This is a genomic window from Nesterenkonia sp. DZ6 (assembly GCF_022565835.1).
In the GTDB taxonomy this organism is placed as follows: Bacteria; Actinomycetota; Actinomycetes; order Actinomycetales; family Micrococcaceae; genus Nesterenkonia.
Map to the genome: position 1 here is coordinate 1 of NZ_JAJOYW010000006.1, position 16,682 is coordinate 16,682.

General features: G+C 67.9%; 15 protein-coding genes. 1 reads left to right on the plus strand and 14 read right to left on the minus strand.

What is annotated here, in order from left to right:
* Window positions 1-175 precede the first annotated feature (175 nt).
* The 5 genes from LTH93_RS12500 to LTH93_RS12520 all read right to left on the minus strand — a co-directional run bounded on the left by LTH93_RS12500 (window position 176) and on the right by LTH93_RS12520 (window position 6,054).
* Window positions 176-1,615, minus strand: coding sequence for a maltokinase N-terminal cap-like domain-containing protein (locus LTH93_RS12500; RefSeq protein WP_255727611.1), 1,440 nt, complete (start codon window positions 1,613-1,615; stop codon window positions 176-178).
* Window positions 1,616-2,608 (minus strand): 23S rRNA (guanosine(2251)-2'-O)-methyltransferase RlmB, encoded by a 993-nt coding sequence (rlmB, locus tag LTH93_RS12505; protein WP_241466041.1) that lies wholly within the window; start codon window positions 2,606-2,608, stop codon window positions 1,616-1,618.
* A 2-nt stretch (window positions 2,609-2,610) separates the two neighbouring features.
* Complete coding sequence (gene cysS / locus LTH93_RS12510; RefSeq protein WP_241466039.1) at window positions 2,611-4,101, minus strand: cysteine--tRNA ligase; 1,491 nt, start codon at window positions 4,099-4,101, stop codon at window positions 2,611-2,613.
* 25 nt (window positions 4,102-4,126) lie between these two features.
* On the minus strand, window positions 4,127-5,470 hold the full coding sequence (ispF, locus tag LTH93_RS12515) for a 2-C-methyl-D-erythritol 2,4-cyclodiphosphate synthase (RefSeq protein ID WP_241471147.1): 1,344 nt from the start codon (window positions 5,468-5,470) through the stop codon (window positions 4,127-4,129).
* Between the two features lie 65 nt (window positions 5,471-5,535).
* Entirely contained in the window at window positions 5,536-6,054 is a 519-nt protein-coding gene (locus tag LTH93_RS12520; protein ID WP_036477487.1) for a CarD family transcriptional regulator, read from the minus strand.
* A gap of 270 nt (window positions 6,055-6,324) precedes the next feature.
* Here LTH93_RS12520 and LTH93_RS12525 point away from each other — a divergent pair, with 270 nt between their 5' ends.
* Window positions 6,325-6,885, plus strand: coding sequence for a hypothetical protein (locus tag LTH93_RS12525; RefSeq protein WP_241466035.1), 561 nt, complete (start codon window positions 6,325-6,327; stop codon window positions 6,883-6,885).
* Between the two features lie 133 nt (window positions 6,886-7,018).
* Here the strand turns inward: LTH93_RS12525 and LTH93_RS12530 are convergent, their stop codons facing one another.
* The 9 genes from LTH93_RS12530 to topA form a co-directional block, all read right to left on the minus strand.
* Window positions 7,019-7,279 (minus strand): glutaredoxin family protein, encoded by a 261-nt coding sequence (locus LTH93_RS12530; protein ID WP_241471148.1) that lies wholly within the window; start codon window positions 7,277-7,279, stop codon window positions 7,019-7,021.
* Between the two features lie 92 nt (window positions 7,280-7,371).
* Window positions 7,372-7,470 carry a 30S ribosomal protein bS22 gene (locus tag LTH93_RS12535; protein WP_081652675.1) on the minus strand — a complete coding sequence of 33 codons (99 nt, stop codon included), beginning with the start codon at window positions 7,468-7,470 and terminating at the stop codon, window positions 7,372-7,374.
* A gap of 135 nt (window positions 7,471-7,605) precedes the next feature.
* Window positions 7,606-8,790, minus strand: coding sequence for an acetoin utilization protein AcuC (locus LTH93_RS12540; RefSeq protein ID WP_241471149.1), 1,185 nt, complete (start codon window positions 8,788-8,790; stop codon window positions 7,606-7,608).
* Window positions 8,791-8,800: 10 nt separating this feature from the next.
* Window positions 8,801-9,472, minus strand: coding sequence for a potassium channel family protein (locus LTH93_RS12545; protein ID WP_241466029.1), 672 nt, complete (start codon window positions 9,470-9,472; stop codon window positions 8,801-8,803).
* Window positions 9,473-9,581: 109 nt separating this feature from the next.
* On the minus strand, window positions 9,582-10,991 hold the full coding sequence (locus LTH93_RS12550) for a TrkH family potassium uptake protein (protein ID WP_241471150.1): 1,410 nt from the start codon (window positions 10,989-10,991) through the stop codon (window positions 9,582-9,584).
* On the minus strand, window positions 10,969-11,856 hold the full coding sequence (gene proC, locus LTH93_RS12555; protein WP_241466025.1) for a pyrroline-5-carboxylate reductase: 888 nt from the start codon (window positions 11,854-11,856) through the stop codon (window positions 10,969-10,971). The genes LTH93_RS12550 and proC overlap by 23 nt, the downstream gene beginning before the upstream one ends.
* 2 nt (window positions 11,857-11,858) lie before the next feature.
* A complete protein-coding gene (locus LTH93_RS12560; RefSeq protein ID WP_241466023.1) occupies window positions 11,859-12,698 on the minus strand; it encodes a sugar phosphate isomerase/epimerase family protein in 840 nt (279 codons plus the stop codon).
* Window positions 12,688-13,749: a Ppx/GppA phosphatase family protein gene (locus LTH93_RS12565; protein WP_241471151.1), complete on the minus strand. Its 1,062-nt coding sequence runs from the start codon at window positions 13,747-13,749 to the stop codon at window positions 12,688-12,690. The genes LTH93_RS12560 and LTH93_RS12565 overlap by 11 nt, the downstream gene beginning before the upstream one ends.
* Before the next feature lie 15 nt (window positions 13,750-13,764).
* On the minus strand, window positions 13,765-16,587 hold the full coding sequence (topA, locus tag LTH93_RS12570; protein WP_241466019.1) for a type I DNA topoisomerase: 2,823 nt from the start codon (window positions 16,585-16,587) through the stop codon (window positions 13,765-13,767).
* Between the last annotated feature and the right edge of the window lie 95 nt (window positions 16,588-16,682).

The following is a 16,682-nucleotide window of genomic DNA, read 5'->3' on the forward strand; positions in this document are numbered from 1 at the left end:
TCCGCCTCAGCTTCCCGCCGTGCCCCCTTGAGCACGAGATAGAACTTTACACACGCCCCGCCGAGTCCGCAAACCAAAACCAGTGCGACCTGCATCACACCCCTGGATCCCCGTGACCTGGCGGTTTCCACATCGAACCCGGACTCATCCCCGACGGACCAGCGCGGTCACAGGCTCAGGTCCTGCTTGGCCGCAACATGGATGGCTGGAAGACCCAGCGGGCGGCCGAGCGGTGGAACAGCTCGAGTGCTTCGGTGAGCATCGCGGCGCGGAAGGCGTCCGATTCGATTCCGGCACGTGATGCATCGCTGCTCCGGTACCCCTCCAGCACTGCGTCGGTGACTTGTTCGTACCAGAGGCCAAGGTCGAGCTTGGCTGTGTCGGCTGGGGCTGCCGCTGGGCGAGCATCCTCCTGAGAGGTCTCCATCACCAGCTCCGCCAAGGAGATGAGCACGGAGACCACGTCGCGCAGAGGCAGGGCGTGATCGACCATGCCGCCGTCCTCGTCGATGATCCACCCTGCATCGTGGTCTGCCTGTCGGATTCGATCCACGCTCAGAGCACCGTGGATCTTCTGCAGGCTCATCACCTGCTCGGCATCTCGGAGCTCTCGGGTCAGGAGCTCCACAACCTCGGCAAGGTCCGTCGCCTCGGACTCCTCGAAGTCTTCGCGCACCTGCCCCCACGCCTGGTCCAGCGCGTCGGCGGCGCGGCCATTCATGATCTCCAGCTGCAGGGACGTCTGCGGGTATGCCCCGAAGTTTCCGGCCAGATCAGCGTGGAAGTCACCCAGACTACGACCCAGCCGAGTGGCCTCGGTGAGGAAGTCTGATTCATCGTGCAGGGCGGTGCGGACCAGCGCCGAGGCCGGTGCGGCTGCGATTGAGGCTTCGCGGATGATACCCAGATCCCCGGTGACCCACCGGTTCTCCCCGGTGGTCGGGTTCGACTCTGGCCAGCTTCCGGTGACCACGCCCAGGACCCCTGCCATGGTGCGGCTGCCGCTCCTGGTCATCCGAAGCACCGTGTCCAGCGGTGCTGAGCGCTGCGGGTCAGGTCGGCGGATGAAGTCCACGACAGTCCTGCCTGTCTCGCCGACTTCACCCTCGATGGTGACCGCGGTGCGGACCACGGCAGGCGTCGGCGCGTCCAACGGCGTGCGCTGCAGCTTGGCAGTGAAGGCTGGCCAGGTGTCGAACTCGGCGAAGGCCTCGCCTCGCGAACGGCCGTTGCGGCTGCCCTGCTGGCGGCGGGCCATCTCGTGCCAGGCGGCGAGGAAGGCCCGATCCCTGGCCCCGTCGTAGACCCAGAGGTCACCTGCGGGGGTGGCGAGTCGTCCGATGAAGGCGGTCTTGCCGGCCAGCGCCGATGGTCTGGTGCGCAGCGCCATCGGCACCGCCACGCGTGCCTGCCCTGCGGAATGGTCGACGGTCAAGATGTGCAGTTCAAGGTGCAGGCCCTGGTCGGGGTCGCCATGCGAGGCGGGCAGCCGCAGACCACCGACACGGGTGATCACACGGCGACCTGGTGCGGCCTGGAACCACGACTGCTGGGACAGCCACGTTCCGACCAGATCCAGGAATCCTGACTGTTCCTCACCTCGGAAGCTCACCATTTACTGACGTGCCCCCTGGCGCCGCATCGCGATCTCGTAGAGGCTGATGCCCACGGCCATGGAGGCGTTGAGGGATTCGGTCGCGGAGGTGATCGGGATCGAGACGATCTGGTCGCAGGTCTCCCGGACCAGCCGGGACAGCCCCTTGCCCTCGGAGCCGACCACGATGATCACCGGTTCCTGGGCGAGTTCGATGTTCTGCAGGGAGATGTCTCCGTCTCCGTCGAGTCCGAGCACGAAGAAGCCCAGCTGCTTCGCCTCCTTGAGCGCCTGGGTGAGGTTCTTCGCCCGTGCCACCGGGATCCTCGCCGCGGCCCCGGCCGAGGTCTTCCACGTGGTGGCGGTGACGCCGGCGCTGCGCCGTTCGGGGATCAGCACGCCGTGGGCGCCGAAGGCCGAGGCAGCACGCAGCATCGCGCCGAGGTTGCGCGGATCGGTGATCGAGTCGCAGGCCAGGAACAGCGGCTGGTGCGGGATGTGGCCCTTGGCCGCGCGCTCCAGCTCGTTCTCTGCCAGGTCCAGCACGTCGACGTAGTCGTAGGGCTCCAGCAGCAGGGCCAGCCCCTGGTGGACCGCGCCGCCGGTGGAGTTGTCCAGGTGCCGGCGGGTGACCTCCCGGACCCGGACCCCGGCTTCGGCGGCGAACTGCAGCGCCTCGCGGACGCGGCCGTCGGATTCCACATCGGTGGCGACGTGCAGCTCTTTGGCGGGAACTCGTTCGCGCAGCGCCTCGAGCACGGAGTTCCGTCCGGCGACCATGTCTTCGGCCCCGAAGCCGGAGCCGCGCTGGCGCGGCTGGCTGCTGCTGGTCTTGGTGGCAGCCCGATCGGCGAGCATCTTCTGCCGGTGTGCCTTGTGATAGACCCGGTCCTCCGCCTTCGGCGTCGGTCCCTTGCCGCGCAGCGCGCGTCGTCCCTGACCCCCGGAACCAGTCTGGGGGCCCTTCTTCTCTCTGCGGATCGCGGCCGATTTCGGCCGTGAGTCTTTCGCCATGTTCAGCCTTTCCTGGCCCCGGTGGCGGGGCTGGTGGTCGAACTCGACCGGGCAAGCGCCCAACGAGTTCCATCTTTGGAGTCTTCCAGTGCGATCCCGGCTGCGCTGAGCCGGTCGCGGACAGCATCGGCGCGGGCGTAGTCCTTGGCGGACTTCGCCTCTACGCGGTCGTGGAGCAGGGCTTCGATCAGCTCACTCAGGGCGGTCTCCGCGTGGGAGCCGCCAGCGTCTCCTGATTCGGGGACATCGCTGAGACCGAGCACCGCCACCATGGTGGTCACGGCCCCGGCGCTGCGGGCGAGGAGCGCGGCGTCTTCGGCGTCGAGCGCGATATTGCCCGCGCGCACGGTCTCATGCAGCACCGCCAGCGCCTGCGGGACGTTGAGGTCATCGTTCATCGCCGCCCTGAACGCCTCGGGAACACCATGGTCGGCGCTCAGCTGCTGGCCGGAGAGGCTCTCGGCTGCGCGGGCCAGGAAGGTCTCGATGCGTTCGACGGCGGCCTGCGCCTCGTCCAACGAGGTCGGGCGGTAGTCCAGCTGGGAACGGTAGTGCGCCTGTCCCAGGAAGTAGCGCACAGCGCGGGGTCTGGCTGCGGCGAGCATCTCCTCCGGGGCGATGGTGTTGCCCACGGATTTGGACATCTTCTCCCCGGCGTAGGTGACCATCCCGTTGTGCAGCCAGAAGCGCGCGAAGCCGTCACCGGCGGCGGCCGACTGGGCCAGCTCGTTCTCGTGGTGGGGGAAGCGAAGGTCCAGCCCCCCTCCGTGGATGTCGAAGGTGCTGCCCAGGTACTTGGTGGCCATCGCCGAGCACTCGACGTGCCAGCCCGGCCGTCCGGCGCCCCAGGGGGCGTTCCAGCGGGCGGTCTCCGGGTCGGTCTCCTTGTGGCCCTTCCACAGCGCGAAGTCGCGCGGGTCGCGTTTGCCGCGGGCGTCTGCGTCAGCGGCGTCCTGCATGTCTTCGGCCCGCTGGTGGGTGAGTTCCCCGTACCGGGGCCAGGAGCGGACGTCGAAGTAGACGTCGCCGGAGCCGTCCTGGGCGGGGTAGGCGTGGTCGGCGTCGATGAGTCGTTGGATCAGCGCGAACATCTCGGTCATATGCCCGGTGGCGCGCGGCTCGTAGCGCGGGCGCTTCACCCCGAGGGCGTCATAGGCCTGATGGAAGGCCTGCTCGAAGCGGTAGGCGAGGGCGAACCAGGGCTCCTGCGCCGGGTACTCCGCGCTGGGAGTGTGCTCGGGCTGGTAGGAGAGCGTCGACTTCTCCAGGATCTTGTCGTCGATGTCGGTGACGTTGCGGACGCTGAGCACGTCGAGGCCGCTGTGCTCGAGCCAGCGGATCAGGATGTCGAAGGCCACGGCCGATCGCACATGGCCCACATGGGGGCGCCCCTGCACGGTGGCGCCGCAGTAGTACAGAGACACCCGGCCCGGCTCAAGGGGCTCGAAATCTCGCACGGTCGCCGTCTTGGTGTCATAAAGTCGCAGTGCCACGCGGTCAGCCTATCCGGTCCTCGGTTCAGAGCGTGTAGATCACCGCGGTGGCAGTGGCCAGGATTCCTTCGCCGCGGCCGGTGAAGCCCAGTCCGTCGGAGGTCGTGGCGCTGATCGCGACCGGCGCTCCGGCTGCCGCGCTGAGCACCTGTTGGGCCTCCTCGCGGCGTGGACCGAACTTGGGTCGCTTGCCCACGAACTGCACGGCGATGGAGCCGATCCCGAAGCCTTCCCCCGCCAGGATCCGCGCAGCCTCGGCCAGCAGCTGTGCCCCGGAGGCTCCCTCGAGCTCAGGTCGGGCCGTGCCGATGGTGTCGGCGCCGAAGTGCACCCCCAGATCTCCAAGCCCTGCGGCGCTGAACAGCGCGTCGCAGCAGGCGTGTGCCACTGCGTCGCCGTCGGAGTGTCCGGTCAGGCCCTGCTGGCCGGGCCAGAACAGTCCGGCCAGCCAGAGGTCACGTGGTTCCTCGGCGGGGGCGAAGGCGTGGACATCGTGGCCGATTCCCACCCGCGGCAGCACAGGCTTCATCTGCTCGGGGGTGTGGATGCTCGCCAGCAGAGCCTGCGCCGCAGCGAGATCGGCTTGAGTAGTGATCTTCAGGGCGCTCTCCGAGCCAGGCACGACGGCGACCGCGATGCCCATCGCTTCGGCGATCATGGCCTCATCGGTCAGCCCCTCCGCCTCCGCGTCGGGGAGATCTCCGATGAACTCGAAAGCCTGCTGGAGCAGCGCGAGCGTGAAGCCCTGCGGGGTCTGCACCGCGCGCAGCGAAGACCGCGGCACGGTCTCGGCCACCCGTTCGGCGCCGCTGTCCGCGGCCGGCTCCGGATGCACGCGCTTGATGGTGTCGGTCACCGGCAGGGCAGGGACGACGGCGGCGGCGCCGGCCTCCACCGCTGCGAAGACCCGGGCGTAGACCTGCTCCGGGGTCATGGCGCGGGCGGCGTCCTGGATCAGCACCGTGGTGGTGGCGGGGTCCCAGTCCGCCGCCGCGGCGCTGAGCAGATGGTTCACCCCGGCGCGCACCGAGGAGGACCTGCTGCCTCCCCCGCGGGTGGAGAACACCGGGACTCCCGCAGCGGCGCTGAACTGCTCGCCCACTGCGGCCAGCTGGTCATAGCTGGCCCGGTCCGGTGGAAGCACCAGCACCACGGCGTCCAACCCGTGGCTCAGCCGGCCCGGCGTCAGCCCACCGCTGCTCAGCCCGTGGAGGCGCTGCAGCACCTGGGCAAGGATCGGTCGACCACCCAGATCCACGCAGGCCTTGGGTATTCCGTGTCCGAGCCGCTCTCCGCTGCCGGCGGCCACAACGATGAGCGCCCGGCGCGCTGTGACAGGTTTCCCCGTCCCGGCGTCCGGGCGACTCATCGATGGCGCTCCTGCGGGAGCGACCGTGGCTGCCGGTGCGACCTGTGGTCCCACCTGGCTCATCTCTACTCTGCGACCTTCTCTGGCTCTGCCGGAGTCGGGGCCTGATCGAGGATCTCGTCGAGAAGCTTCGCAGCCTCTTCCTCGTCGAGCTTCTTCGCAAGAGCCAGCTCCGAGACCAGAATCTGCCGGGCCTTGGCGAGCATGCGCTTCTCGCCCGCGGAGAGACCGCGGTCGTTCTCGCGCCGCCACAGGTCACGTACGACCTCGGCGACCTTGTTCACGTCGCCGGAGGCGAGCTTCTCAAGGTTCGCCTTGTACCGGCGTGACCAGTTGGTGGGCTCTTCGGTGTACTCGGCACGGAGCACGTCGAAGACATGCTCCAGGCCCTCCGCACCGACGACATCACGCACGCCGACCAGGTCGACGTTGTCTGCTGGCACCTCGATGGTCAGGTCTCCCTGAGACACCCGGAGCTTCAGGTACATCTTCTCTTCGCCGCGAATGGTGCGGGTCTTCACTTCTTCGATCGTCGCCGCACCGTGGTGCGGATATACGACCGTCTCGCCGACCTCAAAATTCATGTAATGATTCCCCTTTCCCGGACTCAAGTTTATCACGCGTCACAATTGGCTCCGCGTGTCGCTCCGGATTCCCTCCCGCGTCACCACATAGGGTTCGCCGCCGAATGATTTCGACATCCTGTAGAATTGGGCCAGACCAGACCATCACGTGGGCAGAGGATTCTCCGCTGACGTGGACGACATCTGCGCCGCACGCCAATCTCCGGGGTCCAAGACCGCGTACCCTGGAGCTGATCTGTATCGCTCCAAGCCCGTGAGGAGACTCTCCACGTGAAGTTCTCAGCTGATAAGACCCGCCGCATGGCAGCGGTCTCCGTGGCCGCCGCCGCACTTCTGGGCGCCAGCGGCTGCAGCGCCGTCAACTACCAGGCCACCACACAGCAGTACGCCGCCTCCGACGGCACCCGCGCCGACGTCGAGGACGTGAAGTTCCGGCACATGGCGTTCATCACCGACGAGGCCGGCAACCCCGCTCGGGCCATGGGTTCGATCATCAACACCGGCACCGAGGACGCCGAGGTGGAGGTCACCGCCGACGGCGAGACCTTCTCCACCACGGTCCCGGCTGGGGAGAAGATCTCGCTGGAGCTCGACGAGGAGCTCGTCGTGGAGTCCTTCCAGGGCGAGCCCGGCGCGATGCACGAGATCACCGTCAGCGTCGACGGCGAGTCCAAGCAGATCCTCGCCTCGGTCTTCGACGGCGTTCTGCCGGAGTACCGCCACCTGCTCCCCGACGGCTTCGACGAGTCCATGGCCGAGCACCTCGTGCACGGTCCTGACACCTGGGGCAGCGGCGCGGCCCACCACGACGAAGACGACGCCGGCCACTAGAGACCACTTGCCGCCGCGGCCCCGGGCCGCAGCGAGCACTGGAGCTTCCCGAACAGAGAGGGCCCGCTTCTTCTGAAGCGGGCCCTCTCTGTTCATCCAGGCCCGTTCCTCGGATCTGGGCGCGGAAGTCCCGCTAGGATTCTGCGGTCGCTTCCCGCAGCAGTCGGCGCAGGCGCTGCGGATCGATGCGCCAGAAGTCCTTGACCTGACCGTTGATGCGCAGCACCGGGATCTCCTCGGCGAAGCTGGCGAGCAGCTCCTTCTCGGTGGTGATGTCACGTTCGATGAGCTCCACGGAGAACTCCGCGCAAGCCTCGCGGGCGACTGCCACCGCGTCCTTGCACAGATGGCATCCCTGCTTGGTGAGCACCTCGACCTCGACTGATCGGCTCACGAACCCCCCTCTCCTCTCAGGACTTCCTGGTGGGACGAAGAAACCCCGGCCGCCTGCTGGCTGCCGGGGTTTCTTCGCGCTTCCAAGAAGTCTTATTTCTTGTTGCGGCGCTGATGACGAGTCTTCCGCAGACGTTTACGGTGCTTCTTCTTCGCCATGCGCTTGCGGCGCTTCTTGATCACTGAGCCCATGGGGTGCAGTCCTTGTCTGTAGGTAAACAACGAGAAAAAGGTCTCGGAACAGTGTAGCCGCAACGCAGTGCTGGCACAGAATCGACGCCCCCTCCGGGTCGCGATCGGACCACAGGGTCCCAGTCACTCCAGACCTCAGTCGAACCAGGGGTCCAGTCCGTAGAGCGGGAAGATCTCTTTGCGGGTCTGCATCACCGCGCGATCCACTGCGTCCGAAGGGTCGTAGCCGAGCTCCCAGGAGCGCCACCACAGCTCCGCGTCATCACCCATGGTCTCGGGTGCGCAGACCTGGTACCGCTCGCGCACATGGTCCCGCCAGGAGCGGGGCACCACGGTCTTGAGCGACAGCGGGGCCCCGACGATGACGCCGGTCAGGTGCGTCCAGCTGCGCGGGACCACGGTGTGCACCGCGTAGCCGCCTCCCCCGGTGGCGATCCAGCGTCCTTCACAGTGCTCGTCGGCGAGGTGGGCGATGTCCAGGGCACTCTGCCGCTGCGCGTCCACGCTGAGCTGCAGGTCCGAGAGCGGGTCGTCCCGGTGCGAGTCACAGCCGTGCTGGGAGACGATGACCTCGGGTTCGAAGGCGGCCACCAGCTGAGGTATGACGGCGTGGAAGGCACGCAGCCAGCCGGCGTCGCCGGTGGTCTCGGGCAGCGCGATGTTCACCGCCGAACCCTCGGCCCCCGGACCGCCGGCCTCGTTGGGGAATCCGGTGCCCGGGTAGAGCGCGACCCCGGTCTGGTGGATCGAGATGGTCATCACCCGCGGGTCGTCGTAGAAGATGTCCTGGGTGCCGTCCCCGTGGTGGGCGTCCACGTCGATGTAGACCACTCGACGGGTGCCCTGATCCAGCAGCAGCTGGATGGCGACCGCGGAGTCGTTGTAGACGCAGAAGCCGCCCGCGCGGGATCTCGCGGCATGGTGCATCCCGCCGGAGAAGTTCAGCGCCCGGACCGCGGTGCCGTCGAGCAGCGCCTGGGCGCACTGGCGGGTGCCGTCGACGATCCGGGCGGCGCCGAGGTGGATCTCGCTGAACACCGGGGTGTCCTCGGTGCCGAGCCCGTGGTCACCGGAGGCGTGTCCATGCTCGGCGGCGTTCTTCACAGCGGTGATGTAGTCGGCGGAGTGGACCGTGCCCAGCACGGTGTCCGAGGCGATCCCGGTCTTCAGCTGCCGCACATGTGAGCCGCTGAACAGTCCGAACTCGTCGCAGAGCTTCGCGGTGAGCTCCAGCCGCACGGGATCCATGGGGTGGTTGGAGTTGAAGCGGTATTCGAGCAGCGCCTCGTCCCAGACGACGGCGGCGGGAAGTTCTCCCACGGTGGCCTCCTCAGGCGTGGTCGGCGAAGTACTCCAGCTGGGAGACGTCCCCGGAGACGATGATGGTGTCTCCGGCGGAGACGAGGGTGTCTGGCTGGGCATAGACGAAGTCCTTGCCCGGCGATTTCACGCCCACCACGTTGACCTTGTGCCGGCTGCGCGGCTGGCACTGGTCGATGGTCTTGCCGTGCAGCTCGCGCGGCGGGCGCATCTTCACGATCGCGAAGTCGTCGTCGAACTTGATGAAGTCCAGCATCTGACCCGAGACCAGATGCGCGGCCCGGACGCCGGCGTCGTGCTCGGGGTAGATCACGTGGTGACACCCGATCCTGGTCAGGATCTTGCCGTGGGTCGGGTTGATGGCCTTGGCCCAGACCTGGTGGACCCCGAGGTCCACCAGGTTCGCGGCGATCAGCACGGAGGACTCGATGGAGGTGCCGACTCCGACGACGGCGGCGTCGAACTCCTGGGCGCCGACCTGTCGCAGCGCCTCGATGTCGGTGGCGTCGGCCTCCACCACATGGGTGAGCATATCGGCGTACTTCTGGACCAGGCCGCGGTTCTGCTCCACCGCGAGAACCTCTTTGTTCTGGCTGACCAGCTGGTTGCTCAGCGCGATGCCGAAGCGTCCCAGTCCCACGACGAGGACCGGTTTGTTGCTCTGGGGGTTCAGCTTGGGCACGAATGCGTCCTTTTCCGCGAAGAAACGTGCTCGGCCAGGAAGTGCCGAGTCGTGAAGTGCTGACTCCAGGGTAGACCCCTTCTGGTCAGCGGGTCAGCCGGCGAGCGGGTCAGCCGATCATCGGACGGCCCTCGGGGTAGCGGTAGCGGACCCGGCTGCGCTGACGCACGGTCAGCGAGGCGGCGAAGGTGATGATCCCGACCCGACCGGCGAACATCAGCGCTGCGAGCACATAGAGCCCTTCCGGCGGCAGGTCCTCGGTGAGACCGCTGGTGAGCCCGACGGTCGCGAAGGCGGAGATGGACTCATACAGCGGACGGCCCATGTCCAGGCCGGTGATGTACATCAGCCAGACGGTGGAGATGAGCACCAGCGTCGCGCCCATGGCGACCACCGAGACCGCCACCCGCACGGCGGACGGCGGGATGGTACGGCCGTGGGCAGTGGACTCGGCGTCGCCGCGGGCCTCGGCGAGGAAGGCCAGCCAGATCACCGCGATGGTGGTGACCTTGATGCCTCCGGCGGTGGAGGCTGAACCGCCGCCGGCGAACATCAGCGCATCGGAGACGAGCATGGTCTCGGCGTTCTGCAGATTCGACTCCACCACCGAGAAGCCGCCGGAGCGCATGTTCACCGAGGCGAAGAGCGAGTTCTGCAGCTTCTCCCCGATGCTCATGTCGCCGATGGTGGAGCTGTTGGACCACTCCATGATCCCGTAGAGCACCGCACCGATGACCATGAGCAGCAGCGTCACCTCCAGGGTGAGCTTGGTGTGCAGGCTCCAGCGACGCACGTGCCAACGGTTGCGCCAGAGCATGAAAAGCACCGGGAAGCCCAGGCTGCCCAGGAAGACCCCGACCATGATGGTCCAGATGACCACCGGGTCGTTGTCGAATCCGGCGAGACCTTCGGAGTGCGCCACGAAGCCGGCGTTGTTGAACGCCGAGATGGCATAGAACGTGCCGTCCCAGAGACCGCTGGCGACGTCGCCGTTGAGATGGATGAAGCGCGGGATCAGCACCATCGCCAGCAGCGCCTCCACCACCGCGGAGACGATCACCACGGTCCGGATCACCTGGCCGGTCTCGCCCATCGAACCGGTGGAGATTCCGCCCTCCTGCGCGACCAGCCGGGTGCGCACCCCGAGGTTGCGGGTCACCGAGATGGCCAGCAGCGCAGCGATCGTGATGATGCCCAGTCCACCGACCTGGATGCCGATCAGGATCACCACTTCACCGGCGAAGGACCAGTGGTCAGCGGTGTTCACCGGGGTCAGGCCGGTGACGGTGACCGCAGAGGTGGCGACGAAGAGCGCCTCGTGGAAGGCGGCGGAGGAGCCGGAGGCGGTGGCCCAGGGCATGTTCAGCAGTGAGGCGAACACCGCGATGGTCACCCCGAATATCAGCATCGCCGCACGTGCCGGCGAGGTGCGGGTCAGCCGCCCCATCCACCGCTTCAGGTGGAGCCGAGGTCCGGTCCGGCGGCCCCTGCCGTGTTCAGTCTGCGCTGCGGAGCTCATCGGTGATCTCCGCTGACCGGTGCGCGCTGGCGTTGACGGCGGCGCGCACGGCGGCGGGCAGGTCGTGTTCGTCGAAGGCGTTGATGGCACGCTCGGTGGTGCCGTTGGGCGAGCAGACCGCGCGGCGCAGTCCGGCGGCGTCGGCGGTGCCCGCAGCCTGGTGCTCGACCAGCATCTTGCCGGCGCCATAGATGGTCTGCGCCGCCAGATCAGCCGCCAGCGCCCGGTCCAGGCCCAGCTCCACGCCGGCCTCTGCCATCGCCTCGGCGAGATAGAAGGCGTAGGCGGGACCGGAGCCGGAGATCCCGGTGAGGGCGTCGATCTGGGACTCATCGATCACGTGGACGGCGCCGCTGGCGCCCAGCAGCTGGGCCACGGTCTCGGTGTCCTGCGGGCTCACGTGGGTGCCCGGGACCAGCCCGACCACGCCGAGGCCCACCGAGAGCGGGGTGTTCGGCATGGACCGGATGACAGGTTGGCCCTGGGGCAGGGCCGCCTCGATCATGTCCACGCTGATCGCGGCCGCCACGGAGACCACCACGGCCCCTGGCTTCACGGTGCTCGCGATCTCTGCGGCCAGAGCGACGATGCCATGGGGCTTGACCCCGAGGAAGATGATGTCGGCCTTCCCGGCGGCGCTGCGGTTGGCCTCGGCGTCGTCCTGCTCGGCGAGCACGCTGATCCCGAACTGCGTCGCGCGCTGTTCGGCGGTGGCGGCGCTGCGTGTGGTGGCCTGGACCTGCTCCGGGGCCACCGAGGAGTCCAGCAGACCCGCGAGGATCGCGCCGTTCATCGAGCCGAGGCCGAGCATCGCTATCCGCGGCGCGGTGGGAGTGCTGGTGCTGGTGCTGGTGCTGGTGGACATCGTCACTCCTGACCGAGGTGTCTGCGGGCGAAGGCCAGGGACTCGGCGAGCCAGCGCTCCCGGTCTCCGACGTTGCGGGCGGTGCGGGTGGCGACCTCGACAGCGACGACGCCGTTGAACCCGGTCTCGGCGAAATCGGTCCGGCCGAGCATCTCCATCGCCTCGGCCACGCGCTGCTCCCCCTGACCGGGGATGAGGTGATCGTCTTTGAACCCGTTGGACCAGCCGTCGGTCAGGTGCACGTGGCGCAGGCGCTGTCCCAGTGCCTCGACGGCCTCGAGCGAGTCGGCCTCTGCCGTGGCGGCATGGGAGAAGTCCCAGGTGACGTGCGGGTAGGGCTGATCCACCGGGTCCCAGTGCGGCAGGTACATGGTGGCCTCGCGACCACCGGCCCGCCAGGGGTACATGTTCTCGACGGCGAAGAGCACTCCGGTCTCCTCCTCCAGATCCTTGATCCCCTCGGCGAAGCCTTCGGCGTAGCCGACCTGCCAGCGGAAGGGCGGGTGCGCGACGACCACGCCGGCGCCCACCTCGTGGGCGAGGGCGGCGCTGCGCTTGAGCTTGTCCCAGGCGGAGCCCCAGACCTGCTGGGTGAGCAGCAGAGTGGGGGCGTGGATGGCCATGACCGGCAGGCCGAAGCGCCAGGAGAGCTCGTTCAGCGTGGAGGCCTGCTGGGACTCCCCGCGGTGGGTGACCATGACCTCCATGCCGTCATAGCCGAGGTCCTCAGCGATGGAGAAGCCTTCGGCGACCCCCATCGGGTAGACCGAAGAGGTGGAGAGCGCCACGGGGATCCGCGGAAGCTTATGAGGCGGGCGCGGCTGGACTTCCTCAGTGGGCATGTTCAACCGCCGCCGTCGCCAGGGTGCGACCGCCGGGGATCTCACCGCGGGAGGGCTTGCGCAGCTCGCGGCCGAGGTTGACGTGTCCGACGCCGGGAGCGGCGGGCACGGCCACCGCGCCGTCGCGGACCAGGGAGTCCAGCCGGCGCAGGATCAGGCCCTCACGCAGCGCCCAGGGGCAGATCTGCAGCGTCTCGATGCCGAAGACCTTCATCGCCTGCTCAGCGACCAGTGCGCCGGCGAAGACCTGCCGGGCACGCAGGGTGGAGACGCCGGGCAGCTCGGCCCGCTCGGCCGCGGTCATCGTGGCCAGGTTCTTCACCAGCGGCTTCAGCTCGGCATGGGCCAGGCTGCGCGGAACATAGGGACCCTCTGCGGAGGGCGCGGCGCCGGTCATGCGCGCCAGCGAGCGGAAGGTCTTGGACGTGGCGAGCACCTCGATGTGTCCGCTCAGGACCGGGAACTCGCGGCGCGCCGCCTCCAGCTCCTCACGCACATAGCTCTTGAGCGCCTTCACCTGGTCCTTGCTGGGCGGGTCCTCGCCCAGCCAGTCGCGGGTGAGCCGGCCGGCGCCGAGCGGAAGCGAGACCGCGGTGGCGGGCAGCTCGTCGCGCCCATAGGCGATCTCGAAGGAGCCGCCGCCGATGTCGAAGTTCAAGATGTCCCCGGCGCTCCAGCCGCGCCAGCGCCGGGCGGCGAAGAAGGTCATCGCCGATTCCTGGGCGCCGGTGAGCTCGGTGAGCTCCACCCCGGTCTCGGCGACGACCCGTTGCAGGACCGCCGCTCCGTTGGCGGCCTCGCGCAGCGCTGAGGTGCAGAAGGAGAGCAGATCCTCGGCCCGGTGCCGCGCGGCGAACCGGGCGGCCTCGGCGATGAAGCCGATCAGCTCGAGCTGACCGTCCTCGGTGATGGCCCCGTGCTCATCGAGGTGTCTGACCAGGGACAGCGGTCGCTTATGGGAGGCGAACGCCTCGGGTTTGGCCCCGAGATGAGCATCCACCAATAACAGGTGCACGGTGTTCGAACCGATATCCAGCACGCCCAGACGCATCAGGTGACTCCTTGACTAGGATCCGGTCTTCGCGGTGGTCTTCTTGGCTGGAGCCTTCTTCGCGGCGGGCTTCTTGGCCGGAGCCTTCTTCGCCGTGCTCTTGGCGGCCCGCTTGGGCGCACCGGGCTTCTTCGGTCCGGCGGCGCGCTTCTCCGCCAGCAGCGAGTATGCGTGCTCCTTGGTCAGCGTCTCCAGCGAGACGCTGCGGGGCACTGTCACATTGGTCTCACCATCGGTGACGTAGGGGCCGAAGCGGCCGTCCTTGACCACCACCTGCTTCTCCGAGGTGGGATCGGCGCCGAACTCGGCCAGCGGGGGAACCGCTGCCCGGCGTCCACGCTGCTTGGGCTGGGCGTAGATCGCCTTCGCCTCGTCCAGGGTGATGGTGAACATCTGCTCCTCGGTCTCCAGCGAGCGGGAGTCCGAGCCCTTCTTCAGATACGGGCCGAAGCGGCCGTTCTGGGCGGTGATCTCTTCGCCGTCTGCATCGGCGCCGACCACGCGCGGCAGCGAGAGCAGCCGCAGCGCCTGCTCCAGCGTCACCGTCTCCAGGGTCATGTCGGAGAGCAGCGAGCCGGTGCGGGGCTTCTCCTTGGCCGGCTTCTTCTTCGGCTTGGGCTTGCCGTTCTTGTAGTACTCGGTCGGCAGCGACTTCATATGCTCTTCGAGCTGCGCCTCGGTCATCTCTTCGATGAGCTCGGTGACGTAGGGGCCGTAGCGACCGTCCTTGGCGACGATCTCGCGACCGGTCTCGGGGTCGGTGCCGAGCACCCGGCCTGAATACTGGGCCTGTTCGAAGAGCTCCTCGGCCTTGGCGACGGTGAGCTCGTCCGGAGCCAGGTCCTGGGGCAGGTTGGCGCGCTGGGGCTCCAGCTCACCCTCGGCGTTGACGACGCCGTCGGGGTTCGGCCGCTCCAGATAGGGGCCGTAGCGCCCCACCCGCAGGTTCACGCCGGGGGCGATCTCGATGGAGTTGATCGCCCGGGCGTCGATCTCGCCGAGGTTCTCCACCACGTGCTTGAGCCCGTCGACGCCGTCCTTGGCGCCGAAGTAGAAGCCCTGCAGCCAGGCCTCGCGCTGGAGCTCGCCGCGCGCGATCTGGTCCAGGTCCTCTTCCATGCGGGCGGTGAAGTCGTAGTTCACGTATTTGCCGAAGTGCTCCTCCAGCAGCCGGATCACGCTGAAAGCGGTCCAGGAGGGGATCAGCGCGGAGCCGCGCTTGGTGACGTAGCCGCGGTCCATGATGGTCGAGATGGTCGGCGCGTAGGTGGAGGGGCGACCGATCTCGCGCTTCTCCAGCTCCGCGACGATCGTGGCCTCGGTGTAGCGGGCCGGCGGGGTCGTCTCATGGCCCTTGGCCTGGACGTCGCGGCCGATCAGGCTCTCGCCGGTCTCGATCTTCGGCAGTCGCTTATCGGCCTTGCCGGCCTTGGCCTCGTCGTCCTCCGAGGTGCTCTCGCGGATCTCCTCGTAGGCGGCCAGGAAGCCGGGGAAGGTGATGACGGTGCCGGAGGCGCCGAAGGTGGCGGTGGTGCCGGCCTTGGGTCCGCCGGAGACGGAGGCGCTGAGCCGCACGGAGGCGGTGAAGCCTTTGGCGTCCTCCATCTGGGAGGCGACGGTGCGCTTCCAGATCAGCTCGTAGAGCTTGAACTCATCCTTGGAGAGCTCCTTGGCCACCTGGCCGGGGGTGCGGAAGTGGTCGCCGGAAGGCCGGATCGCCTCGTGGGCCTCCTGCGCGGTCTCGCTCTTCTTGGAGTACAGGCGCGGGCTGGCGGGCACATGGTCGGCCCCGTAGAGCTCGGTGATCTGCCGACGCGCCGCGGTGATCGCCTCGTTGGAGAGCGTCACCGAGTCGGTACGCATATAGGTGATGTAGCCGTTCTCATACAGCCGCTGCGCCACCTGCATGGTCGCCCGGGAGGAGAAGCGCAGCCTGCGGGAGGCTTCCTGCTGCAGCGTCGAGGTGATGAAGGGAGGCTGGGGACGGCGCGAGTACGGCTTGTCCTCCACCGAATCCACGGTGAACTCCGCCTTGGTCAGACCCTCGGCCAGGGCCTCGGCCGCTTCGCGGTCCAGGACGCTGACCTCTGTCTTGGAACGGGTGGACTTCAGCTCGCCGCGGTCGTTGAAGTCCGCGCCGGTGGCCACGCGGGCCCCGTCGACGGCGTTGAGCTTGGCGGTGAACTCCTCACCGGCGGCGGTGGCGAAGCTCCCGGAGAGGTCCCAGTAGCCGGCCGGGATGAAGGCCATGCGTTCACGCTCACGCTCGACCACCAGTCGGGTGGCCACTGACTGGACGCGTCCTGCGGAGAGGCCCTTGCCGACCTTGCGCCAGAGCACCGGGGAGATCTCGTAGCCGTAGAGCCGGTCCAGGATGCGCCGGGTCTCCTGCGCGTCGACGAGGTCGTCATCGATCTGACGCACGTTCTGCAGGGCTCGAGTGATGCCCTCATTGGTGATCTCGGTGAAGGTCATCCGGTAGACCGGGACCTTGGGCTTGAGCACCTGCAGCAGGTGCCAGGCGATGGCTTCGCCTTCGCGGTCGGCGTCAGTGGCGAGATAGAGCTCCGAGGCGTCTTTCAGGGCCCGCTTGAGCTCTGTGACCTTCTTCTTCTTGGAGTCGGAGATCACGTAGTAGGGCGCGAAGCCGTCGTCGGGGTTCACCGCGAACCGGCTGAAGGGGCCCTTCTTCATATCAGTGGGCAGCTCTGAGGGCTGTGGCAGGTCACGGATATGCCCGGCGGAAGCGTCCACGATGAAATCATCGCCAAGGTACTTGGCGATGGACTTGGACTTCGCCGGGGACTCGACGATGACGAGTTTCTTGCCTTCGGGCACTGATCTCCTTGAGGGAATTCTTGCGGTGCAGTCTCGGGCGCTCAGCAGTGGGCTGGCCGTCGAGTGCTCAATATATCAGCGAGCAGAACACGTCG